At 72.2% G+C, this 22,131-nt stretch carries 17 protein-coding genes; 9 read left to right on the plus strand and 8 right to left on the minus strand.

Annotated features, from left to right (window positions below):
- Window positions 1-23: 23 nt before the first annotated feature.
- The 4 genes from ABZ249_RS11055 to ABZ249_RS11070 all read right to left on the minus strand — a co-directional run bounded on the left by ABZ249_RS11055 (window position 24) and on the right by ABZ249_RS11070 (window position 5,799).
- Window positions 24-2,018 (minus strand): serine hydrolase domain-containing protein, encoded by a 1,995-nt coding sequence (locus ABZ249_RS11055; RefSeq protein ID WP_355260422.1) that lies wholly within the window; start codon window positions 2,016-2,018, stop codon window positions 24-26.
- A gap of 245 nt (window positions 2,019-2,263) precedes the next feature.
- The gene (locus tag ABZ249_RS11060; protein ID WP_355260425.1) at window positions 2,264-4,597 is read right to left on the minus strand and encodes an excinuclease ABC subunit UvrA; all 2,334 of its coding nucleotides are present in this window, start codon (window positions 4,595-4,597) and stop codon (window positions 2,264-2,266) included.
- A 69-nt stretch (window positions 4,598-4,666) separates the two neighbouring features.
- Entirely contained in the window at window positions 4,667-4,978 is a 312-nt protein-coding gene (locus tag ABZ249_RS11065; protein ID WP_355260428.1) for a hypothetical protein, read from the minus strand.
- Window positions 4,979-5,034: 56 nt separating this feature from the next.
- On the minus strand, window positions 5,035-5,799 hold the full coding sequence (locus ABZ249_RS11070; RefSeq protein ID WP_355260431.1) for a L,D-transpeptidase: 765 nt from the start codon (window positions 5,797-5,799) through the stop codon (window positions 5,035-5,037).
- 206 nt (window positions 5,800-6,005) lie between these two features.
- On the opposite strand from ABZ249_RS11070, the gene ABZ249_RS11075 reads away from it, so the two are divergent.
- Together ABZ249_RS11075 and ABZ249_RS11080 are read left to right on the plus strand one after the other, a co-directional pair.
- The gene (locus ABZ249_RS11075; protein ID WP_220564013.1) at window positions 6,006-6,704 is read left to right on the plus strand and encodes a response regulator transcription factor; all 699 of its coding nucleotides are present in this window, start codon (window positions 6,006-6,008) and stop codon (window positions 6,702-6,704) included.
- An 85-nt stretch (window positions 6,705-6,789) separates the two neighbouring features.
- Window positions 6,790-8,880, plus strand: coding sequence for an ATP-binding protein (locus ABZ249_RS11080; RefSeq protein ID WP_355260434.1), 2,091 nt, complete (start codon window positions 6,790-6,792; stop codon window positions 8,878-8,880).
- 158 nt (window positions 8,881-9,038) lie between these two features.
- Here the strand turns inward: ABZ249_RS11080 and ABZ249_RS11085 are convergent, their stop codons facing one another.
- Window positions 9,039-11,012, minus strand: coding sequence for a M3 family metallopeptidase (locus ABZ249_RS11085; protein WP_355260437.1), 1,974 nt, complete (start codon window positions 11,010-11,012; stop codon window positions 9,039-9,041).
- 164 nt (window positions 11,013-11,176) lie between these two features.
- Here ABZ249_RS11085 and ABZ249_RS11090 point away from each other — a divergent pair, with 164 nt between their 5' ends.
- On the plus strand, window positions 11,177-11,833 hold the full coding sequence (locus ABZ249_RS11090) for an HD domain-containing protein (RefSeq protein WP_355260439.1): 657 nt from the start codon (window positions 11,177-11,179) through the stop codon (window positions 11,831-11,833).
- A 102-nt stretch (window positions 11,834-11,935) separates the two neighbouring features.
- Here ABZ249_RS11090 and ABZ249_RS11095 read toward each other — a convergent pair whose 3' ends face one another.
- A complete protein-coding gene (locus ABZ249_RS11095; RefSeq protein ID WP_355260442.1) occupies window positions 11,936-12,514 on the minus strand; it encodes a hypothetical protein in 579 nt (192 codons plus the stop codon).
- A 259-nt stretch (window positions 12,515-12,773) separates the two neighbouring features.
- Window positions 12,774-14,501, minus strand: a complete 1,728-nt coding sequence (locus ABZ249_RS11100) for a tetratricopeptide repeat protein (protein WP_355260445.1) — start codon at window positions 14,499-14,501, stop codon at window positions 12,774-12,776.
- Between the two features lie 172 nt (window positions 14,502-14,673).
- Between ABZ249_RS11100 and ABZ249_RS11105 the strand changes: the two genes are divergently transcribed.
- The 5 genes from ABZ249_RS11105 to ABZ249_RS11125 all read left to right on the plus strand — a co-directional run bounded on the left by ABZ249_RS11105 (window position 14,674) and on the right by ABZ249_RS11125 (window position 17,819).
- Window positions 14,674-14,856, plus strand: a complete 183-nt coding sequence (locus ABZ249_RS11105; protein ID WP_220564008.1) for a hypothetical protein — start codon at window positions 14,674-14,676, stop codon at window positions 14,854-14,856.
- Between the two features lie 31 nt (window positions 14,857-14,887).
- Entirely contained in the window at window positions 14,888-15,064 is a 177-nt protein-coding gene (locus tag ABZ249_RS11110) for a hypothetical protein (RefSeq protein ID WP_220564007.1), read from the plus strand.
- Between the two features lie 72 nt (window positions 15,065-15,136).
- Window positions 15,137-15,604 (plus strand): S26 family signal peptidase, encoded by a 468-nt coding sequence (locus ABZ249_RS11115; RefSeq protein WP_355260450.1) that lies wholly within the window; start codon window positions 15,137-15,139, stop codon window positions 15,602-15,604.
- A 126-nt stretch (window positions 15,605-15,730) separates the two neighbouring features.
- Complete coding sequence (locus tag ABZ249_RS11120; RefSeq protein ID WP_355260453.1) at window positions 15,731-16,063, plus strand: hypothetical protein; 333 nt, start codon at window positions 15,731-15,733, stop codon at window positions 16,061-16,063.
- Window positions 16,064-16,469: 406 nt separating this feature from the next.
- Window positions 16,470-17,819 carry a site-specific integrase gene (locus tag ABZ249_RS11125; protein ID WP_355260456.1) on the plus strand — a complete coding sequence of 450 codons (1,350 nt, stop codon included), beginning with the start codon at window positions 16,470-16,472 and terminating at the stop codon, window positions 17,817-17,819.
- Between the two features lie 154 nt (window positions 17,820-17,973).
- Here ABZ249_RS11125 and ABZ249_RS11130 read toward each other — a convergent pair whose 3' ends face one another.
- Window positions 17,974-18,906 carry a replication-relaxation family protein gene (locus ABZ249_RS11130; protein ID WP_355260459.1) on the minus strand — a complete coding sequence of 311 codons (933 nt, stop codon included), beginning with the start codon at window positions 18,904-18,906 and terminating at the stop codon, window positions 17,974-17,976.
- 1,669 nt (window positions 18,907-20,575) lie between these two features.
- On the opposite strand from ABZ249_RS11130, the gene ABZ249_RS11135 reads away from it, so the two are divergent.
- Window positions 20,576-22,099: a hypothetical protein gene (locus ABZ249_RS11135; RefSeq protein WP_355260462.1), complete on the plus strand. Its 1,524-nt coding sequence runs from the start codon at window positions 20,576-20,578 to the stop codon at window positions 22,097-22,099.
- The last annotated feature ends 32 nt before the right edge of the window (window positions 22,100-22,131 follow it).

The following is a 22,131-nucleotide window of genomic DNA, read 5'->3' on the forward strand; positions in this document are numbered from 1 at the left end:
GATCCCCGCCGGCACCCGGGACCTCAGTACGTCGGGTCGAAGGAGAGCAGCCCGAAGGACAGCGCGAACCACGCCGTGCCCGCCAGTGCCGCCAGTACCAGCGCCCCGGCCGCGTACCGCTTCCACCCGGCACGGCGCCGGACGTCACCGGCCAGCGACCACGCGGCGGGGACGACGCCCAGCGCGCCGAGCAGCTGCAGACCGTGGAGGCCCAGCAGCACGGCCGCGGGCACCTCGTTCATCCCCATCAGGAACGACAGGACCAGCACCCACCCGACCGCGGCGGCCAGGGCCGCGGCCGTGCCGACCCGGGTGAGGACCCGGGCGGTGCGCCCCGCCCGGTCGCGCGCGGGCAGGGACAGGATCCGGCGCGCCACCGCGCCGACCGGCCAGGAGAGCACGGCCACGAGCAGGACCGCCGGCGAGAAGGCCAGGACCGCCGGTGCCGCGACGTGCCCGGGGCCGGCGCGCAGGAACGCGGACGCCGGGTCGGTCCCGAGCGCCTCCACCCGGCCGTCCTCGGCGCGCATGGACAGCGTCCGGTGCCCGCCGACCTCCCTCCACAGCCACGGCTCGACCTCCTCGTACACCTGGGGGTGGCCGCTCGCGGTGCCGGGGGTGACCAGGATGGTGCCGTCCCCGCGGTCCCGGACCTCCAGCCCGCCGACGAGGTCGAGCACCGACAGGAAGTTGCTCTGGACGGCGCGGGTGCCGATGTAGCTCCCGTCCGCCATCGCGGCGTGCTCGGCGGCGGTGTCGGTCCCGGCCGCGGGCCCCTCCTCCCGGGGCAGGTAGCGGTCCATGAAACCGCCGGTGATCTCCTCCCGCAGGTAGTACCCCTGCCCGTCCGGGTACCCGCCGCCGTTGAAGGACACGAAGACGCCGGTGCCGTCTTCGGGGTGGATCTGCAGGTGGGAGTGGAAGTACATGCTGTCCCCTCCGTGCCCCAGCGCGGGCCGCCCGTTGCGGTCCTCCCGGTAGAACCCCAGGGCCATGCGCGGCCCCGCGGCGAGCGTGCCCAGGGAGTCCTCGTCCAGGGCCGGGGAGTGCATGAGGTCGAGGGTGTCCCCGTCCAGCCCCAGCCCCTCGAGGTCGCCCAGGTGGGCGAGCATGAACCGGGCCATGTCGGGGGCGGAGGTGGTCAGCGCCCCCGCGGGGGCGTCGGGGACGGTCTCGAACTCGCCGGCGGGCCCGGTGTCGTCGGTGTACCCGGAGGCCGGCCGGTCCCGGAACCCCTCGGGGAGCGGCTGGGCGAAGGTGGAGGAGTCCATGCCGAGCGGCTCGAACACGGTCTCCGCGACGTACTCCTCGAACGGCGCGCCGGCCGTGCGCTCGACGATGTACCCGGCCAGCGCGTTGCCGTAGTTGGAGTAGGCGGGCACGGTGCCCGGCGGGTACACCTGCTCGGGCGGGTCCTCGACCAGGTAGGAGCGCAGGTCGGGGGCGTCCTGGCCGCTGAGGAACATGCCCTTGATCCGCTCCTCGAACCCCGGGGTGTGCGTCAGCAGGTGCCGCAGGGTGACCGGCTCGTCGAACCGGGTGGGGAGGGTGAAGTCGAGGTACTCGTTCACGTCGGTGTCGAGGTCGAGGGCGCCCTCCTGGACCAGCCCCATCACCGCGGTCGCGGTGACCAGCTTGGACACCGAGGCGACCCGGAACAGGGTCTCCTCCGGGTCGACCGGGACGGGTCCGCCCCCGTCCGCGCCGGTGTCGGCGTACCCGTAGCCGCGGACGGTGAGGATCTCCCCGTCGTGGACGACGGAGACGACGGCGCCGGGGATGCCCGAGACGTCGAGGGCCCCGGGGACGACCCCGTCGAGCCAGGCGTTGACGTCCTGCTCGGTGAGCTCGGCGGTGGGCGGCGCCGCCGCGGGCGCGGGGGCGCCGTCGTTCGGGGCGCCCCCGCCCGCGGGCGCGGCGCAGGCCGAGGCGAGGACGGCGAGGGCGGCGGCCGCGGCCGCCAGGGGGACCGGGGCGCGGCGTGCGCGCGGCGGTGCGGTGGTCTTCGCGGGGATCACGGACCCCTCCTTCCGGTGGTGTGGTCCCAGCGTCGCGAAAACGGTGCCCCGGCCACATCGGACGCGGATCGGCACCGTGGTTGCGACCTTCGTCGGAGGCGCCGCCTCCTCGGGTCGGCCCATCGCTCCGTCGACCCGCCGCCCCGTCCACCCGCCGCCCTGTCGACGCGTCCCCTTGTCGACTCGTCGCCGTGTCGCCTCCTCGACCCGGCGACACGGCGCTCCGCCGGCGGAGCGGCCTCACCTCACCGGACGAGGTCCTTGAGGTAGGCGGCGGTACGGCTCCCGGGCACGGCGGCCACCTCGGCGGGGGTGCCCGCGGCGACCACCCGGCCGCCCTCGTCACCGCCGCCGGGCCCCAGGTCGACGACGTGGTCGGCGGTGGCGACGATCCGCATCTCGTGCTCGGCGGCCACCACGGTCGCGCCCGCGTCGATGAGGTCGCGCAACCGCTCCATGAGCACGTCGGCGTCGTGGGGGTGCAGCCCGGTGGTGGGCTCGTCCAGCAGGTAGACGGTGTCGGCGACGGTGCGGCGCTGGAGTTCGGCGGCGAGCTTGATCCGCTGCGCCTCCCCGCCGGACAGCTCGGTGGCGGGCTGGCCCAGCCGCAGGTAGCCCAGGCCGACCGCGCTCAGGGTGTCCAGCGAGCGCGCCACGGAGGGCGCCCGGGCGAAGAACTCCAGCGCCTCGTCCACCGACAGGTCCAGGACCTGGGCGACGGTGAGCCCCCGGTAGGCCACCCGCAGGGTGTCGGGGTTGTAGCGGGCGCCCCCGCAGTCGGGGCAGGGGGCGTAGGTGCTGGGCAGGAACAGCAGCTCCACGGACACGAACCCCTCGCCCTCGCAGGTGGGGCACCGCCCCTCGGGCACGTTGAAGGAGAACCGCCCGGGCCCGTACCCGAGCGCCTTCGCCTCGTCGGTACCGGCGAACAGCCTGCGCACCGTGTCGAACAGCCCCGTGTAGGTGGCCGGGTTGGAGCGCGGGGTGCGGCCGATGGGCTTCTGGTCCACCCACACCGCCCGTCCGCGTGCGGCGGCGTGCTCCCCGATCGCGCCGAGCAGGGTGGACTTGCCCGAGCCGGACACACCGGTGACGGCGGTGAACACTCCCAGCGGTACGTCGACGTCGAGCCCGCGCAGGTTGTTGCGGTCGATCCCGCGCAGCTCCAGGGTCCCGGAGGGGGTGCGGCCGACCCGCTCGGGGACGGGGGGATCGAAGAGGTAGCGGCGGGTCACCGACTCCCCGACCTCCGCCAGCCCGGGCACCGGGCCGCTGTAGAGCACCCGGCCGCCGTCGGCCCCGGCCCCGGGCCCCACGTCCACGACCCAGTCGGCTCCCCGCACGATGTCCATGTCGTGCTCCACGAAGCACACGGTGTTGCCGCCGTCGCGCAGCCGCCGCAGGATGCCCGACAGGGCCTCGCAGTCCGCCGGGTGCAGCCCGGCCGACGGCTCGTCCAGCACGTACACCACCCCGAACAGGGCTGTGCGCACCTGTGTGGCCAGCCGGATGCGCTGGAGTTCCCCGGTGGAGAGGGTGGGGGCGGGGCGGGCGGTGCCCAGGTAGCCCAGGCCCAGCTCCACCAGGACCCCGACGCGGGCGGTGATGTCCTGGACGAGGGCGCCCGCGGGGCCGGGGTCGTCGTGCCAGGGGGCGAGCAGGTCGGCCAGCGCGGAGAGCGGCATCCGGGCCAGCTCGTCGATGCTCCGGCCCGCGAAGGTCACACGCAGCGCCGCGGCGTTGAGCCGCCGCCCGTCGCACCCGCGGCAGGCCCGCTCGTCCATGAAGGAACGGGCGCGCTCCCTGCGGGCCTCGCTGGCCGAGGACGCGTACGCCTTGAGGACCAGCCGCCGGGCACTGCTGTAGGTGCCCTGGTAGGGGCGCTGCACCCGGCCCGCCTCCCGGACGGGGTGCACGGTGACCACCGGCTGTTCGTCGGTGAACAGGATCCATTCGCGCTCCTCGCTCGGGAGCTCGCGCCAGGGGCGGTGGACGTCGTACCCGAGGGTGTCGAGGATGTCGCGCAGGTTCTTGCCCTGCCAGGCGCCGGGCCAGGACGCGATGGCGCCGTCGGCGATGCTCAGGGACGGGTCGGGGACCAGCGACCCCTCGGTGACCTCGTACTCCACGCCCTCCCCGTGGCAGACGGGACAGGCGCCGACCGCGGTGTTGGGGGAGAAGGAGTCGGAATCCAGGTGTTCGGCCCCGGGCGGATAGGTCCCCGCCCGGGAGAAGAGCATGCGCAGCGAATTGGAGACCGCGGTCAGGGTGCCCACCGTGGACCGCCCCGAGGGGACCGAACGGGCCTGGGCCAGGGCCACCGCGGGCGGCAGCCCGGTGATGCCGTCGACGTCCGGCGCGGGCAGCTGCTGGAGGAGGCGGCGCGCGTACGGCGCGACCGACTCCAGGTAGCGGTGCTGGGCCTCGGCGTACAGGGTGCCGAACGCGATCGAGGACTTGCCGGACCCGGACACCCCGGTGAACGCGACGAGCGCGTCGCGGGGCAGGGAAACGTCCACGGCGCGCAGGTTGTGCACCCGCGCGCCGCGGACCCGGATGTGGGCGTCGGTGTTCTCCATGCTCAGAGGATTACCCGACGCGGCGCCGTTCCCGGTCCGCGGCCCGCCCCGGGGCCGCGGACCCGGGGGTCAGCCGGTGTAGTTGGGGTCCTCCGCGATGGGCGGGGCCGGGACCGCGCTGGGGGTGTCGGGGTCCCACGGGTCGTCCTGCGGCATCTCGGAGGGCACGGGGGCCGGGTCGCCCGGGTCCACGGGCGCGTTCCCCTCCTCCGTGGGCGGGTCGGTCGGAACGCCGGGGTGGCCTCCGTCGCCGGGGGTCGGGGCCGGGGTGGCGACGGCGGCCGGCTCGGCCGGGGCGTCGTCCGACGCGAGCGCCGGGGCGGCGCCGAAGAAGGCCGCCGCCATGGCGGCGACGATGAGCATCCGGGACTTCACTCGCATGGTCGACCTCTTGTCGTTCTCGCTGTCGGGTGTTCGGGGGTCCGCTCGGTGAGCGGTCATTCGGTGATCTCGACCGGGGTTCCCAGCGGCAGGCGCTCGGCCATCCAGGTGATGTCCTCGTTGGAGACCCGGATGCAGCCGTGGCTGACCTCGCCGCCCAGGCCCGACTCGTCGTCGGTGCCGTGCACCGCGAGCTGTCCGGGCCCGCCCGCGAAGGTCTCCAGGGTGTCGGAGTGCCCGCTGAGCCCGAAGGCGTAGGCGCCGTAGGCGCCCGCGGGGTCCGAGGGCCGGAGCAGCTCGGTGAAGTAGTACTCACCGGGCGGTGTCGGGGTCTCGCTCGTCCCGATGCCGATCGGGCCGGTCCGGAGCTCCTCCCCGCCCTCGACGACGGTGAAGGAGAACTCCGACATGTCGATCTCCACGCGGAACGCGGTGGCGGTGAGTTCGACGTCGTCGGCCTCGATCCAGCCGGTGGAGCCGTTGGGCCGCACCGGCAGCAGCACCTCCAGCCAGCCGCCCCGGACCTGTCGGACGAGGAAGGTGCGGTCCGCGCCGAAGTCGTTCGGGCTGGCGAGGGTGTGCACCACCTCGCCGCCGTCCGGCTCGGAGCGGACCTCGACCTCGTCGCCGACGGCCGTGGCGATGTAGGAGCCCTCGGGTGCCGCGGACTCCTCCGCCCGCCCGGACGTGCCGGAGGGTTCCTCCGGGGAGTCCGAAGCGGACGAGCAGGCGGTGGCCGCGGCCAGGACCGCGGCGGCGGCCAGGGCGGGCAGGGCCACGGAGGCTCCGCGGGGCATCAGGGATCGGCGCATGGGGTCCATCCGGTCGGGGTGGTCCGGCCGGGCTCTCCGTGCCGGACGCCATGAAGAGTGGACGAGGAATGTGAAGAACCCGTGTGGCCGCCGTGTGCGTCCTGTGTTCCGACCTGGGGAGACCTCTTCCGGCCCCGCCGGGCCGGCGGGCGGCGCCCGTACGATCGTCCGTGTCGGGGGCCCTCTCCCCCCATCGGCGAACGGAGGTCCTCCACGTGTGCGCGCATGTCCTGGTAGCCGAGGACGACGTGAACCAGGCCGAGCTGATCCGGCGCTATCTGGAGCACGAGGGCCACGCGGTCCGCGTGGTCCACAACGGTCGCGCCGTGCTGGAGGAGCACCACCGCGACCGCCCCGACCTGATCGTGATGGACGTGATGATGCCGGTGATGAGCGGTCTGGAGGCGTGCCGGGTGCTGCGCGCGGAGTCCGACGTGGCGGTGCTGCTGCTCACCGCGCGCTCCACGGAGGAGGACCTGCTGGCCGGGCTCGACCTGGGCGCCGACGACTACGTCACCAAGCCCTACAGCCCGCGCGAGCTGATGGCGCGGGTGCGCACGCTGCTGCGGCGTTCGCGCACCCCGGTCCGGGACGAGGAGCGGGTGCTGAACGCGGGGCCGATCACCGTGGACCCGGCCCGGCACGCGGTCCTGGTGGACGGGGAGCCGGTGGAGTGCACCCCCGTGGAGTTCCAGCTGCTGCGGGCCCTGGCCGCCCGGCCGGGCCGGGTGCTGAGCCGGGCCCAGCTGCTGGAGCTGATCCACGGGATCAGCGGGTACATCACCGAGCGCACCATCGACGTCCACGTGAAGAACCTGCGCCGCAAGATCGAGCCGAACCCGCGGCGACCGGTCCGGCTGGTCACCGTCTACGGGGTCGGCTACAAGCTGGTGGGGCCCGAACGTGGCCGCTGAGCGCCGGCGGCCCGGGCGGGACCGCTCCGGGCGGAACCGGTCCGGACGGCGGGTCTCGCTCCGGCACGGCCTACTGTTCCGCCTGTTGACGGGCTCGGTCCTGGTGGCGGTCTGCTCGATCACCGCGACGGCCTGGCTGTCGGTGCAGCGGACCTCGGAGTCCATCAACGTCCAGCAGGGGGAGACCCTGGCGGTGGACACCCACATCCACGACACCCTCGTCGGCTACGCGGCGACCCACCGTGGGTGGGAGGGGGTCGAGGAGACCGTCCGGGCCCTGGCCGGCGAGACCGGCCGCCGGATCGTCCTGACCACCGAGGGCCGGGCCGTGATCGCCGACTCCGCCCTCCTCGCCGCGGAACCCCCGCAGGGGGCCGCCGGGGACGCCCCGCCGCTGCCGCCCCGGACGTCGTCGGTGGTGGACGCGCTGGCGGTGGACGTGACCCTGGCCGCCGAGAGCGGAGACCGCATCGACCCGCGGGCGGTGGGCCCCTTCGCCCTGACCGACCACGAGCGCGCCCTGCTGCGCGCCGACGCGGAGCAGGGCGCGGACTGCCTGCGGACGCTGTACGGAGTGGCGGCGGAGGCGGTGACCGGGCCGACGGGGCGCCCCGTGGTCGAGACGGAGCAGGCCGACGCGTACATGTGGGACGACTGCGGCCTCGACGCCCTGGACCGGCCGGTGGGGGGCGAGGAGGAGGCCCTGGCCGACCTGAACGCCCTGGCCGCCGACTGCGCGCCCGACTCCGGGACGGACCTCGTGTACGCCATGGACGGCCGCACCGGGGGCCTCGTGATCACGGGCCCCCCGCCGGCCGATCCCCCTGAGGCGGCGGACGATGCCCGGGCCCCGGCCGCTCCGGAGGACCCCGGCAACGTGTCGCCGTCGGAGGACCCGGGCGCCGCCCCGCCCGAGGAGGGGGCGGGGGAGGACTCCGGGGCGGAGGAGCCGCTCCCCGGCGGGGAGCCCTCCATCGTCCCGGACGCCCCGGCACCGGGCGAGGAGGTCCCGTGGGAGGTCCCCCAGGACCCGCAGAGCCCCTGGGAGCCCGCACCGTCCCACGCCCCCGACCCCTCCGGCACCGGGAGCCTGACCGGCTCCCGGGTCGAGGTGCCGCCGGAGGCGGCCCCCTGCCTGGACGCCGCCCGCCGCGCCCAGCTCGACCCCTACGTGGCCCCGGCCGCGCTGCTCTTCATCGACGACCCCGCGGAGGACGCCGCGGCGGGGCCCTCCCTGTCCCGCGAGGGCGTGCTGCGCGTGGGCGGGGTGGTGGTGCTGGTGCTGGTGCTGACCGTGGTGGTGAGCACGACCCTGGCGACCCGGCTGCTCCGCCCCGTCCACGCGCTCACCGACGCCGTCAACCGGATGCGCGAGGGCGGCGGCCCGGCCCGGGTGGAGGTCCGCGACTCCGGGGAGATCGGCCGCCTGGCGGAGGCGTTCAACGAGATGTCCGAGCACCTGGAGCGGGCCGAGGAACAGCGCAAGGCCATGGTGAGCGACGTGTCGCACGAGCTGCGCACCCCGCTGAGCAACCTGCGCGGCTGGCTGGAGGCCGTCCAGGACGGGGTGGTCGACCCCGAGCCGGACCGCATGGGGATGCTGCTGGGGGAGACCCTGCTGCTCCAGGCGGTCATCGACGACCTCCAGGACCTCGCCCTGGCCGACGCCGGGCGGCTGCGCCTGGACCCGGAGCCCGTGGAGGCCGGCCCGCTGGTCGAGCAGGTGGTCGCGGGCCACGGGCTGCGCGCGGAGGAGGCCGGGGTGCGGCTGGTCCCCGAGGTCCGCGACGTGACCCTGGTGGCCGACCGCACCCGGCTGCTCCAGGTGCTGGGGAACCTGGTCGGCAACGCGCTGCGGCACACCCCGGAGGGCGGGACCGTGACCGTGCAGGCGCACCGGGCGGGCTCCGAGGCGGTGCTCCGGGTGAGCGACACCGGGGTCGGCATCGCCCGGGAGGACCTGCCGCACGTGTTCGACCGGTTCTGGCGGGCGGACAAGTCCCGCAACCGGCGCACCGGCGGCAGCGGACTGGGGCTGGCCATCGTGCGCGGGCTGGTGGAGCTGCACGGCGGGACGGTGGCGGTGAGCAGCACGGTCGGGGAGGGCACGGCCTTCACCCTCCGGCTGCCCCTGGCCGGTCCCCCCGGGAGGGGACCGGCCCGCGGAAGCTCCTAGTGCCTGTTCCTCGAACGCTCTCCCGCGCCGCCGGGGGTTTGCGGAGGTCCCGGAGAAGCGGCCCTCGGGGAAAGCCTGTGGCCGTGGGCCGTCCGTTGAGGGCCTTCCGCCGCTCGACGGGCGGGCCGCAGCGGAGCGGAGGTTCGAAAGAGCGCGGCCTAGGCCAGGCCGCGGCGGCGGAGCAGCGGCTCCAGGCGCGGTTCGCGGCCCAGGAACTCCGCGGTGGCGCGCATCGGGTCGACGCTGCCGCCCACCGAGAGCACGTACCGGCGGAAGCGGTCGCCGTTCTCCCGGGTGAGGCCGCCGTTCTCGTTGAACCACTCCACGCTGTCGGCGTCCAGGACCTCGCTCCACACGTAGGAGTAGTAGCCCGCGTGGTAGTCGCCCGCGAAGCAGTGCTGGAGGTACGCGGTCCGGTAGCGGGGGCGGACCAGGTCCAGGGCCAGGCCCCACCTCTCCAGCGCCTGCGCCTCGAAGGTCCCCGGGTCCACCTCCTGCCCGGGGGCGATCCGGTGCCAGGACCAGTCCAGCAGCGCCGCCGCCAGGTACTCGACCGTCGCGAAGCCCTGGTCGTAGCGCTCGGCCGCGGCCAGCTTCTCGATGAGCTCGGCGGGCACCGGCTCCCCGGTCTCGTGGTGGCGGGCGTAGTTCGCCAGGATCTGCGGGTGGTTGGCCCACATCTCGTTCACCTGGGAGGGGAACTCGACGAAGTCGCGCGGCACCTCGGTGCCCTCCAGGCGCGGGTACCGCACCGCCGACAGCAGCCCGTGCAGGGCGTGCCCGAACTCGTGGAAGGCGGTGTTGACCTCGTCCGGGGTGAGCAGGGTCGGCCCCGAGCCCGGCTTGGTGATGTTGAGGTTGTTGACCACCACCGGCTTCTGCCCCAGCAGCTCGGACTGCTCCACCAGGTTGTGCATCCACGCGCCGCCCTGCTTGGTGGGGCGGGCGTAGGGGTCGAGCAGGAACAGGCCCATCCCCGAGCCGTCGGTGTCGAACACCTCCCACACGCGCACGTCCGGGTGGTAGCCGGACAGGTCGGCGCGCTCGGCGAAGGTGATGCCGTACAGGGCGGTGGCGGCGTGGAAGACGCCGTCGGTGTAGACCCGGTCGAGCTCGAAGTACGGGCGCAGTGCCGCCTCGTCCACCTCGTAGCGGTCGCGGCGCACCTGCTCGGCGTAGAACGGCCAGTCCCACGGCTCGATCGGGTGCCCGGCCAGCTCCGCCAGCTCCTCGGTCTGGCGCAGGACGTTGCGCACAGCGGGCTCGACCATGGCGCCCAGCCGCTCCTCGACCGCCTCGGGGGTCTTGGAGGTCTGGTCGGCGACCTTGTGCGAGGCGTGGTCGGCGTAGCCGAGCAGGGCGGCGCGCTCGGCGCGCAGCACCGCCATTCGGGCGGCGATCTCCGTGTTCTCCGGGGCCCGGTCGACGCTGAGCCGGAAGAGGCGCTCGCGCACGGACCGGTCGGTGAGGCGGGCCATCAGGGGGTGCAGGGTGGTGTTGTGCAGCGGCAGCGCGTAGGTGCCGTCCTCGCGGGCGGCCGCGGCGACGCGGTCGCCGTCCAGGCCGTCCAGCGCGGCGGCGTCGGTCACGACCAGCGCGGACTCGGTGGCGGCGGTCACCCCGTTCTGGCCGAACTCGGTGGACAGCCGGGCCAGCTCGCCGTTGATCTCCCGCAGCCGCTCCTGGGCGTCGCCGTCGAGCCGGGCGCCGGCCTTGACGAAGTCGGTGCGGTAGCGCTCCAGGAGCGCCTCGTCCTCGGGGCCTTCGGCGGTCACCTGCTCGATCCGCTCCCACAGGGCGCGGTCGAGTGTGATGGCGTCGGCGTGCGCGCTCAGCCGGGGCATCATCTCCGTCTCGATCTCCTGGACGCGGTCGGAGGCGTCGGAGGAGGTGAAGGTGAAGAAGACGTTCGAGACACGGCGCAGGATCGCGCCGGAGCGCTCCAGGGCGACCAGGGTGTTCTCGAAGGTGGCGGGTGCCGGGTCGTTCTTGATCGCCTCGATCTCGGCGAGCTGCTCGGCCATGCCGCGCTCGAAGGCGGGGACGAAGTGCTCCTCGCGGATGTTCGCGAAGTCGGGGAGCCCGTAGGGCAGACCGCTGGGTTCGAAGAACGGGTTCTCGGTCTCGGTCAAGGTCAGGACTCCTCGGGGTCGTGCGTCGGTCTCCGTGCCGTTCTACCGCGCCCGAGTCGTCCCGTCACCCCACTTTCGTTCAGGGCTTACCCCCGACCCCGCCCCGCCTTCAGACAGCCTGAAGGTAAGCGTATGCTTCAGGCAATCTGAAGGATGGAGGCCTGATGGACACCTACGGCGACCTGCCGTTCCCCCGCACCGATCTCGCGCTCGACGCCCTGCGCCTGGCCCGCGACACGGAGTCCCCGGCGATCTTCAACCACAGCATGCGCAGCTATCTCTACGGCCGGTTCCTGGGGGAGCGGCAGGGGCTGCGCCCCGACCACGACTACGACGACGAGCTGCTGTTCCTCGGCTGCGTACTGCACGACATCGGCCTCACCCCGCACGGGGACCGGGGCGGGCGGTTCGACATCGACGGCGCCGACACGGCCGCCGCCTTCCTTCACGACCGGGGCGTGGCCGCCGACCGGGTCGAGGTGGTCTGGGACGCCGTCGCCCTGCACCTGTGCTTCGACGTGGCGATCCGCAAGCGGCCCGAGATCGCCCTGGTGACCGCGGGCGCCGGGTACGACCTGGGACCGGAGGGCCCCGCCCTGCCCGAGGGGTACGCCGACCGGGTCCACGCGGTGCTGCCCCGCCTGCGCGCGGCCGCCGCGCTCCACGACGCGATCGTCGGCCAGGCCCTCGCCGACCCGGGCAAGGCGCCGCCGTTCAGCACCCCGGGGGAGCTCCTGCGGCAGCACACGGGGGAGCGGTGGCCCACCTGGCGGGAGCTGATGTCCGGCGAAACGGGCTGGGGCGACTACGCGGGGATCTGAGAGCGGTCCTTCGGGGCGGCCCCGTCGACGAGTCGCCGGGACCGCATGTCCCCCTGTCGACACGCGGTCCCGGCGGGTTCCGGGCCCCGGCTCCGGACGGGTTCAGCGGCCGTACGGCGGGGGGACCGGGGGGCCGGGGTGGTACGCGCGCTGCTCGCGGACCGTCTCCGGGCTCCCGATCCCCGGCGGGAAGGGCACCTGGAGGGCGGCGGGGTGCATGCCGTGCGCCAGCAGGGCGTGCTTGAGGCCGTCCGCGTCCTTGACCCGGGCGACCAGGTACCGGCCGTCCCGGGTCACGAACTCCATGCCCCCTCCGGCGCGGCGCTTGGTGAAGTTCCCGTCGGTGCGCAGCGTGATGTCGCGCAGCCGGAAGCGGGCCGAGCCCGCGTAGGAGATCTCCGCGACGGGCAGCCGCAGGCGCTCGCTCTCGGGGATCTCGCCCATCCCCAGCAGCAGCACCTCCGCGAGCGGCACCTTGGACAGGGTCAGGACACCGTCGCGCACCTCCACGCGGACCGAGGCCACCCGCGAGACCAGGGCGCTCAGCAGCAGCCCGATCCCCAGTGCCAGGAACACGTAGAAGGTCGCCTGCCAGAACTCGAAATTGATGTAGCCGAGCGACGCGATCGCCATGAGGGGGAGGGGGATGAGGAAGCCGAGGGCGCGCACGAGCGGGGCCACCGTGACCCGTGAGCGGTAACGGGGCGCGGCCGTGGGCTGTCGGGGGTGCGGGTACGACAAGGGGATCTCGCTTTCAGGTCAGGGGCTCGGGGCGGGAGACCGACGCCCTTTCGACGTGCGCACTCCCCCCGCGGTTCTCTCTCGGCCGCGGACACGGCCGCCGCCGGATCGACAGGTCGCCGGGCCGATACGGGGACAGGCCGACACGGTGACACGGCGCTTTGTCGACACGGCGCGCGGAACCCGGCCGACCCGCCCCTCAGGCCCCCGCCGCCGTGCCCCGGGCGCGCCACCCGGCGGCCTCCGCGGTGCGCCCGCGATCGTCGAGCAGGGCGGCGAACCGGTCCGCCGCCCCGGGGACGCCCGCCTCGGCGGCCCTCTCGAACCAGGCGAACGCCTCGTCGGCGCGCCCCTGCCCCGCGCACAGCAGGCCGAGCCCGTACAGGGCGGTGAGGTCCCCCGGTTCCCCGATACCGAGGCGGTCCGGGTCCTGCGCCGCGTCGACCGCGCGGAGCAGCCATGGCTCGGCCTCCGCCGAGCGCCCCCGTTCCAGCAGGAACACGCCGAGGTCGCCCAGGTACTCCGGCGCCCCCGTCTCGGCCGCGCGGCGGAACCACTCCTCGGCCCCGGCGTCCTCCCCCCGGGCGGCCAGGAGCCCGGCGAGCAGGTGGCCGGCGGCAGGCACCCCCTCCTCCGCGGCGGGGAGCAGCCGCTCCGCGGCCTCGTCCGCGCGGTCCAGCTCCGCCAGCAGGCGGCCGAGCAGCAGGACCCCACCGGGCTGCCCCTCCGCCGCGCTGCGCCGCGCCCAGTCGGCCGCCTCCCCGGTCCGGCCCCTCTCCCGGAGCAGCTCGCCCAGGTACATCGCCGCCGCCCCGCAGTCGTCCACCTCGGCCGCGGCGCGGTACCAGTGCTCCGCCTCGTCCTGCAGCCCCCTGCCGTGGAAGAGCGAGCCGAGGTCCATCCGGACCCGGGCGTCGCCCTGCCCGCCCGCGCGCCGCCACCACTCCCGGGCCTCGTCCGCGAGGCCGTGCTCGTCCAGCACCACCCCCAGCCGGACCATCTCCCCGGGGCCTCCCCGGTCGGCGCGCCGCCGCCAGGCGTCGGCCCGGCCGGTGTCGCCCGCGCCGGCGGACCACTCGGCCAGCAGGTGCGCCGCGGCGAAGCGCGAGGAGCCCTCCTCCGCCTCGCGCCGCAGCCATTCCGCGGCCTCCTCCGCCCGCCCCCTCCCGCGTTCCAGCAGTGCCAGGTGGATCCGGGCGTCGGGGACGCCTTCCCGCACGGCCCGGCACAGCCACTCCCGTGCCTCGTCCGCGCGGCCGCGCACCGCCAGCAGCACCCCCAGGTTGTAGGCGGCGTCCTCGGCGCGCGGCGGGCCCGCGGCCGCGGCCGCGGCGTACCAGTCCTCGGCCTCGTCGAGGCGGCCCCGGCCGCGGCAGAGGTTCCCCAGGACGAACATGTGGAACCCGGACCCGGCGTCGGCCGCCACCCGGTACCACTCCTCGGCCTCCGCGGGCCGCTCCCGTTCCAGGAGGGCGCCCAGGCCGCCGGCGGCCCCGGTGTCCCCGTGCGCGGCGGCCCTGCGCCACCAGAGTTCGGCGCCGGGGTGCCGCCCCAGGTCGAAGAGCAGGCCGGCCAGGGCGGACATGGCGGGCGGGTGCCCCGCCTCGGCGGCCCGGCGCAGCCAGGCCTCCGCCCCGGCGATCCCCCCGTCCTCGTAGCGGGCCGCCTCCAGGACCCCGTCGTCGGCCAGGGCGGTCCACAGGGCCTCGACCAGGGCCGCGGCCTCCGGGTCCCCCGCGCCGGAGACGTGCCCGGCCAGCTCCCGCATCACCGCGGGGGAGCGCTCGTACAGGTCCTCGGCCAGTTCCGCGCCGCGCTCGTCGCCGAGCTCCTCGAACCGCTCCGCGAGCCGTTCCAGCAGTTCTTCCGGGGCGGCCGGGAGGGCGGCCGGGCCCTCGCCGCCCGCGGGGGTGTCGTCGTTTCGCATACACGGGATGCTCGCAGCCCGGTGGGACGGCCGGGCGGGCCGGTGCCCGCCCCCGCGTGTATCGCACGTGTATCCCGGATGTATCCGGCCTCCCTACCGTGGTCGTCGGCCTCCGGGGCACACCGGAGGCCCGGTACGGGGCCGCGGAGCCGTGGCCCGGAAACGGAGTGTCATGTTCGGGAAGATCGGAAGGCTGGGCGACCGGCTGCTCGCCCGCGTCGTCCCCAGGACCGCGGCCGGCGCCGCCTCCTGCTGGTACGAGTACGCCCCCATCAGCTCCCCCTGTATCCGGCGCACCTGCTGCAACATCGGCGGGCACGTCGGGGTCCAGTGCACCTCCTACCGCCCCTGCTGACCCCCCGACCGCAACGACCGGAGAGGACCCCATGATCGGTTCCCTGGGCGACCGGCTGCTCGCCCGCATCGTCCCCAAGACCAAGGCGGCGGCCAATCCCTACTGCTGGTACCAGTACGCGCCGGTGACCTCCCCCTGCATCCGCCGCTACTGCTGCGACCCGCCCGGTAGCACCCCCGTCACCTGCACCTACTACAGGCCCTGCTGACCCGCTCGGCCGCCGAGGAGCACCGACCATGACCGTGACCGCGCCCGAACCGCTCCGGAAGGCGGCACGGCCGTGACGGCGGTGCTCCTCGCCGCCGCCGGGATCGCGGCGGCGGCCCCGCTCGCCCTGCTCCTATGGGCCAACCGCACGCTGGTCGCCGTGGACGTGGTCGGGCACAGCATGGAGCCCGCCTTCCACCACGGCGACCGGGTGCTCGTGCGCAGGGTCCCCGCGAAGCGGCTGCGTGTGGGGGACGTGGCAGTCCTGGGCCGGCCCGACACGGGCGACCTCCGGGACCTCGCCCTGATCATGGGCTCCGTACCGCCCTGGGTGGTCAAGCGGGTCGCGGCACTGCCCGGCGACCCCGTCCCCGCCTCCGTTCCCGCCAGGGGCGGCACGGTACCCCCGGGGCACCTGGTGGTCCTGGGCGACAACACCGGCCACAGCACGGACTCGCGGGTGTGGGGCCCCGTCCCGGACGGCCGAGTTCTCGGGGTCGTCCTGCGGCGGATGACCTCTCCGCGCACCCCGGCGGCATAGGCGGAGCGGCGGCGGAAGCGGCGGCACGACCCCCTCCGACCAGGGACTGCGCCTTCGAACAGGTGAACCACGGCGCGACGGCGGGCGTCTCCCCTCCCAGAACGCACTTCGCCTGATCGGAACACCATGCGCCCCACCCGCTTCGCCCCCGCAGCCCTCCTCGCAGTCCTGGCCCTCACCGGCTGCGGCGGCTCCGAGCCCACCGCCGAGAACGCCCGGGCCGAGTGCGAGAACCACATCAGCCGGGACGCGGAGCCGCCCGGCTCCGTCGAGTTCGGCGCGTCCTCCGAGGTCACCGTGGTCGACGATGACGACGAGGACCTGTGGCAGTACGAGGTCGCCGGCAGCGTCGAATCGGGCGACTTCTACGACTCGGAGGTGCCCACCGACTACACGTGCCTCGTCATCAACAACGGCGGCGACTGGGCCGTGGTGGACCTGCGCTCCGGCGAGGAGTGACCGGGCGGCGGCCGCCCGGACCGGAGCCGGCCGCCGGCGCCGGGTCGACATGGCGATTCGACGCGTTGTCGACCCGGCGCCCCACCCGCCGGGAGCAGGGGTTCCGGCCCGGGCGCCGCGAAGGACCCCGCGCCCGGGCGGCCCGGAAAAGGGAAAGAGCCCTGCCCTCCGGGTGGAGGAGCAAGGCTCTCGACTGTGCAGACAGTGTGGGCGTACCAGGACTTGAACCTGGGGCCTCATCCTTATCAGCGATGATTCGACCGCTGAGAAGACCCGTCACAGACTCCTCCAGAACGGCCTTCCCCCTGTTGAGCGGCTTCCTGCCGTTCGCCGAGTGACGCCGGGTGCCGCGCCCTACCGCACGGTCACACGGTCAGATCACGGTCAAGAACAGGGGTCTGTCCACGTGGGATTCTCACGCGCCCGCACCAGCGCCAGGGGCGGAACACGCTTCACCGCGTACTACATCGACATTAAGGGAGACGAGCGGTCGGCGGGCACCTTCGCTACCGCGAAGGAAGCCGACAAGGCATGGCAGCGAGCCGAGGCCAAGGTCGCCGAGGGGCGCGTCACCAGCACCAAGCACGGACGTCAGCGCTTCGCCGACTTCGTCCTGAACACCTGGCTGCCCAACCACGTCATGGAGGAGTCCACGAGACAGAACGTCACCTATGCCGTCAACAAGCGCTTCATCCCCGAGTTCGGCAAGATGCGCATGAACGAGATCCTGCCCCAGCACATCCAGAGCTGGGTCCGGCAGTGCCAGAAGGAGGGCCTGGCCGCGTCCTCCATCCACCGCATGACCACCATCCTGTCGGCCATCTTCACCTCGGCCGTCGTCAACCAGGTCATCTTCACCCACCCCTGCAAGGGAGTGGTCTTGCCGACGGTCGGCAAGAAGCAGTTCGAGATCATCACCCCCGAGCAGTTCTCCGACTTCCACGACGCGATCGAGGGCGAGCGGTTCCGACTCCTGGTGGAGTTCGACATCGAGTCCGGACTGCGGTGGGGGGAACTCAGCGAGGTCCGGCTCAGGGACATCGACCGGGCCACGGGCATCCTCACCGTCAGCCGCTCCGTCGTGGAACTCACCGCGAAGTCCCACCCGACCGGCGGACGTTTCCTCGTGAAGGAGTACCCCAAGGACCGCAAGTTCCGTCGCTTCAAGCTGAGCCGACCCCTCATCACGCAGGTCCTGGCCTTCGCCCTGGCCAACGGCATCCGTGACGACGACCTGCTCTTCTCCTTCCCCGAGCAGGAAGACGACGCTCCGGTGCCCGGAGTGCCCGACGGAGCGGACCTCGGGCTCACCGCGCCCAATGACGCAGGGAAGAGGTACAAGCACGGCACGACCACGGCCTACACCAACGGCAGGTGCCGCTGCCAGTACTGCCGTGCCGCGTTCGCCCACTACCGAGCGGTCCGGCGCGCCGAAGGCAAGGACAAGCCCCGCCGTAGGCGTAAGGTCACCACCGACGGGCACATCCCCGCCGACTGGTTCCGCAAGAACATCTGGCACCCGGCAAGGAAGGAAGCCGGGTTGCCGAAGTCTTTGACGCCCCACCAGCTACGGCATGCCCATGCCTCGTGGCTCCTTGCCGGAGGCGCCAACCTCACCGTGGTTCGAGACCGGTTGGGACACGCCTCCATCACCACGACCGAGCGCTACCTGCACACCCTGCCCGAAGCCGACGACAGCGCCCTAGAAGCACTCAGCAACGTTCGCTACCGCAGCACGACGGCGGCTACCGCGTAGCCACTGGGGCACGGCTCCCTGGCGCCGACCGGTTCCACTGGTGCAGCGTGCAGCGGAGGGAACGACGGGTCGGGGGTGCGGGCGCTACGGCGCCCGCACCCCCGACCGCTACGCCTGGGTCACTGCGTTATCCGGCCACGGTCACGCTCTCGCCTCAGCTGCCGCGCGGCCCTGTCGTCAGCGTGAAATCCAGGTACCTCTCATCGCCTTCCCCTGGGTTGATGAGATCGACCCAGATCCGCGCCCGCGGCCCTTGCGCCACCAGGTCCGGCATGGTGGCGCACCCGAGCTCGAATCCCGGCCGGTCAACCGTCAGGTACGGAGATGCCTGCACGTGCACCGCCAGGTCACTTCGACGGTTGGCCAAGCGCCGCTCGTTGGCCCCGTCCAGGACCAGCAGCACTCGTGGGAAGCGCGGATACCGCTTCTGCCACGCCGGACGTGCCGCCCCGCTCGAGGCGCTCCTGTGTTTGCGCAGGGGCTGGTGGTCGAAGTAGCGGGCGTAGGCCACGAGCTTGGCCGCCAGCCGGGACACGGGCATGGTGGCCCGGTCCACCTCCACCAAAAACTGGTAGTGAACGCGGGATCCGTCGGAACGGACGGCGACATAGTGCACCAGGGCGTCGCTGATCACGTGGGTGTCGGTGAACCTGCCGCCGCCCTTGGTGTACCGATGCGCCACCTCCGGCATCCAGTACAGGGGCTGGAATTCATCCCCCAGGGCGCGGGCTTGCTCGAAGAAGGCCAGCCCTGTCTCCACCACCGCCAGCATGTGCTCTGCGAGCGGGCCGGCAGCGCGTTCTGGGCTCATCCGATAGGGACGCGCCGGCACCTGGTCGGCCTCCTGCACGGCGCGTACCCCGGCAAGGGTGAGGAACCAGCGATGGGGTCGGCGCCCCGGGGGAACCACTCGGTCGGCCAGGCCCCGGCGTCCCAGGTGGTGCAGGACGTGAAGCATGTAGCGGGGTGAGGCCGTGTCCGGGGTGAGCAGGCGGGCCAACTGGTGGCTGGTGACCAGACGGTGCTGGTAGAGCACCGCCATCGCCTCCTGGGCCAGCACGCTGGCCTCGATGGTGCGGATCGGCAAACCGTCGTCCTCCTCGGCGTAGGGATCCCGTCGTAAGGGGTAAGCCCTCCGAGGGCGAGCCTGTGACGCACTTCAGCGAAAGATCCCTGGACACCTGGAGCAGGATGCGTTGCTCCGGGAAAGGAGAAACAGCCCCCTCTCTCTCGCTTCTACGAGGAAAAGATTCTTCCCTGAGCCCGGGCCTTATCACGGACAGGTGCGCCCCGAGCGCCCTTCAGGCCGACGCTGGTGGACTCCCGCCTCACGCCCGCAGAACTCCCTTGGGTGCACTCCACCGAAGCCCTCAGTGTCCACCTGAAGGCTTGAGTTGGACTGAGCTTCCATGAAGCGTTCGGGGGCGTCTCGGCATGAGGGCACGTCCGGGTACACAGATGATCTGATGAAAAGGAGGCGAGGGTACGTAGATGGACAAGGAGCTGAAGCAAGACAGGCGGTTGAGAAGCAGCAGAGCCAGGGGGAGTGCAAAGACAGGAGGAAACCACAGGGGAGGATAGAGCAGGAATGCAGGATGAAATCACGGTCTGGGTGGAGCAGGGAAAACAAGAAGGAAGATGAGGATCTTTTCTCTTGCGTAAGGCAAGATAAGAAAATGTCGGACTTTGACGACACCGCTGCATCCCTTGCGCCGCCAGGCTTTGCGGTGATCGAAGGGTGTGGAAAGACTGAACACGATCCTGTAGTGGCACCTGTAGCGCCCGGTCAACCATGGTGTTAACCGTCGTGACAACCTCGGTGTCAACCTTCCGAGGCGGCACCCTTCTCCGGCTCCGGAACGCCTCGGAGCTGCGGGCAAGGGGAGCGATCAACCAGGGATCGGCAAGATACTCAACCGGCCTTGCGGGCATCAAGTGGTCCATATTGGCCTGGCTGGGTGAGAGCGGTTCAGGCCGTTCCGGTGACGTGGTTCAGCCAGAGCAGGTCGCGGAAGACGGGGGTACAGAACCGGCAAACCCCTTAGCGGCCCTGTACCACCTGACCTATGCGAGGCCTGAAAAGGGTAACCACGACGGGCCACCAAACTGTGCGGATCCACAGTCCGCTCAAGGGGAGTACCAGATTGGTCCGCACGCGTACCACCATGGTCCACCCCCGTACCACTGTGTACCACCAACGGTCGGCAAGGGGATTCACGCTGGCCACAACGGGTTGCCGACTTTTCGGCAACCCGAACCGCCTCTGCAGGGGCACCCTCACCTGAACATCCGGCTCGCCCTGTATCTCATAGAGACCCTTCTTCATTGGGGCCATTCTTCGTTTCCGAAAGACGGTGTTGGGCTGCCACGAACGTGGCAGTCTCGACCACCTCGCCCGGGTCCGCAAGGATCTCCTCCTGCGCAGGAGTTCTCAGTTCCTCTGCCCATGCAGATGCGGCCCTGGTTCAAGCCGAACCACAACGGCCCCGTCCCGGATACCCCTGCCTCAGAGCAAAAAGGTCGGCCACCGGCACTCCCGAGACCAGGAACGTTGCCGTAACCGATGAGAGACCTTCGGCAACTCGGGTCGACAACCCAGGACGGGGTCTCCCCGGCTTCTTCTCAACGGAGACATCTCCGTTTTTCGGTTGCCCCGGCTCGCCACTGCTCACTGCTGTAGGTTCGGAGCACTCATACCCCGGGTCTCCGGTGTCTCCCAAGGCGGAAGGGCGGCCTCGGAGCCGGAAGGAAGGGCTATGCGTCGCTGGGATCCACTCAATGAACTACAGCTCTCCGTACTGTCCAAAATCGCCGAAGGCGTCGACCTCGGCGGCCAGGAAGGGGCCAGGTACCGCCGGTCGGCCTATGCACTCCGCGACCGAGGTCTGGTCACCGCGGGCAAGAAGCAGGGCAAGTGGCAAGCTCGCCTCACCGATGCCGGCCGCTTCTATCTGGAGCACGGGCACCATCCGGACAGGCCTTCCCCTGGGAGTGACGCCAAGGAGAGGGAACGTCCGGCGAGGACAACGCCGGAGAATGCCCTCACTTCGCGTCCCGCTTCTTCGAACGATGCGGCAAAGCTGATCGCCGACTTGAACGCCGGAGGAGGTGTCCTCCGCGTCGAAAGCCCGGACCTGGAAACCAGGGCGCGCTACCGAAGGGCGATCGACCGCGCCAAGCGGTACGACCTCGTACCCGAGGGCAGATCTCTCAGGTACATAGGGCGCAGCACAGGCGACCTGGTCATCTGTCTGATCGACCCGGCGAACGGTGGCGAGACCGAGTGGAACAAGATCCGGATCACCAACGGCAGCACGTACACCGGCATGACCGCCATCATCGAAGAGCTCCGGCGTGATCCTTCTCCGCTGGGAGTCTCAGAAGCCCTTCGCCCGCGAGCACTGACCGTCATCGAATCCCTCGGCAAAGCTCTGAACAGGAAGGGCTACCGGCTCATCCTGGCAAAGAGGCGCAGAGGCACCACGTTGTTCACCATGGTCGGCGGACACCAGTACGACTTGGCGGTGGTGGAAGAACGTGAGCGGTTGGAGAAACCCTCGGACACACGACTCAGAAACCGCTCGGGCAACCACTACTTGTTGCCGCGCCCCGTGTACGAACTCAGATGGACCGGTCGCCTTCAGCTCACGATCTCCCCCCAAAGGCACGCCGAAACCACGGACTGGAGCGACCAGGGACGGCGACGCCTGGAGAACCGGGTCCGTGATGTGGTCCCGGAACTTGAGCACCGATCGAAAGCTGCGGACGAGGCCAAAGCGGCCCATGAGCGCCAACTCCAAGAGTGGAGAGAGCAGGAGGAGCGCCGGAAGGCGCAGGAGCGAGCCGACTGGGAGGAGGCCATGGCCGGCGCGGTGGAGCAGGCTGTCGCTGCCAGACGGAGCATGCTGTTCCGTGAGGCCCTGGAGTCATGGCACACCGTCAACGAGATCCGGAGTTTTTGCAAGGCCTTGGAGGAGGAAGCGGGCCGCTGCGAGGACTCATCACAAGCTGAGCTGTTGCTGCGGTGGGCCCGCTGGGGAGAGGAGACGGCCGAGCAGTGGGACCCTGTTCGTTCGGTTTCTGGCGTGAGAAACCAGGACTTCGATGCCGACCCATCACCGGATGAATTGAGGCCATTCCTAGGCGATTGGAGTCCGCATGGGCCGCGACGCGAGTACCGCTACAGGCCAGAGCCCGATGAAGCGAACCGCAGGGGGTACGAACAGGAAGAGCGTTGGCACTATCGCGACCGGAGACGGCCCTCGTGGTGGCGCCGCTGAGCATGCCCCGGAGATGCCTCGTTCCAAAGGTA

It is taken from the genome of Nocardiopsis sp. NPDC006139 (assembly GCF_040614155.1).
In the GTDB taxonomy this organism is placed as follows: Bacteria; Actinomycetota; Actinomycetes; order Streptosporangiales; family Streptosporangiaceae; genus Nocardiopsis; species Nocardiopsis changdeensis.

Coding starts and splice junctions, on each gene's coding strand:
- ABZ249_RS11070 (WP_355260431.1), bottom strand. CDS start 5,799: ATGGACCCCATGCGCCGATCCCTGATGCCCCGCGGAGCCTCCGTGGCC.
- ABZ249_RS11110 (WP_220564007.1), top strand. CDS start 14,888: ATGATCGGTTCCCTGGGCGACCGGCTGCTCGCCCGCATCGTCCCCAAG.
- ABZ249_RS11090 (WP_355260439.1), top strand. CDS start 11,177: ATGGACACCTACGGCGACCTGCCGTTCCCCCGCACCGATCTCGCGCTC.
- ABZ249_RS11105 (WP_220564008.1), top strand. CDS start 14,674: ATGTTCGGGAAGATCGGAAGGCTGGGCGACCGGCTGCTCGCCCGCGTC.
- ABZ249_RS11060 (WP_355260425.1), bottom strand. CDS start 4,597: ATGGAGAACACCGACGCCCACATCCGGGTCCGCGGCGCGCGGGTGCAC.
- ABZ249_RS11120 (WP_355260453.1), top strand. CDS start 15,731: ATGCGCCCCACCCGCTTCGCCCCCGCAGCCCTCCTCGCAGTCCTGGCC.
- ABZ249_RS11100 (WP_355260445.1), bottom strand. CDS start 14,501: ATGCGAAACGACGACACCCCCGCGGGCGGCGAGGGCCCGGCCGCCCTC.
- ABZ249_RS11135 (WP_355260462.1), top strand. CDS start 20,576: ATGCGTCGCTGGGATCCACTCAATGAACTACAGCTCTCCGTACTGTCC.
- ABZ249_RS11065 (WP_355260428.1), bottom strand. CDS start 4,978: ATGCGAGTGAAGTCCCGGATGCTCATCGTCGCCGCCATGGCGGCGGCC.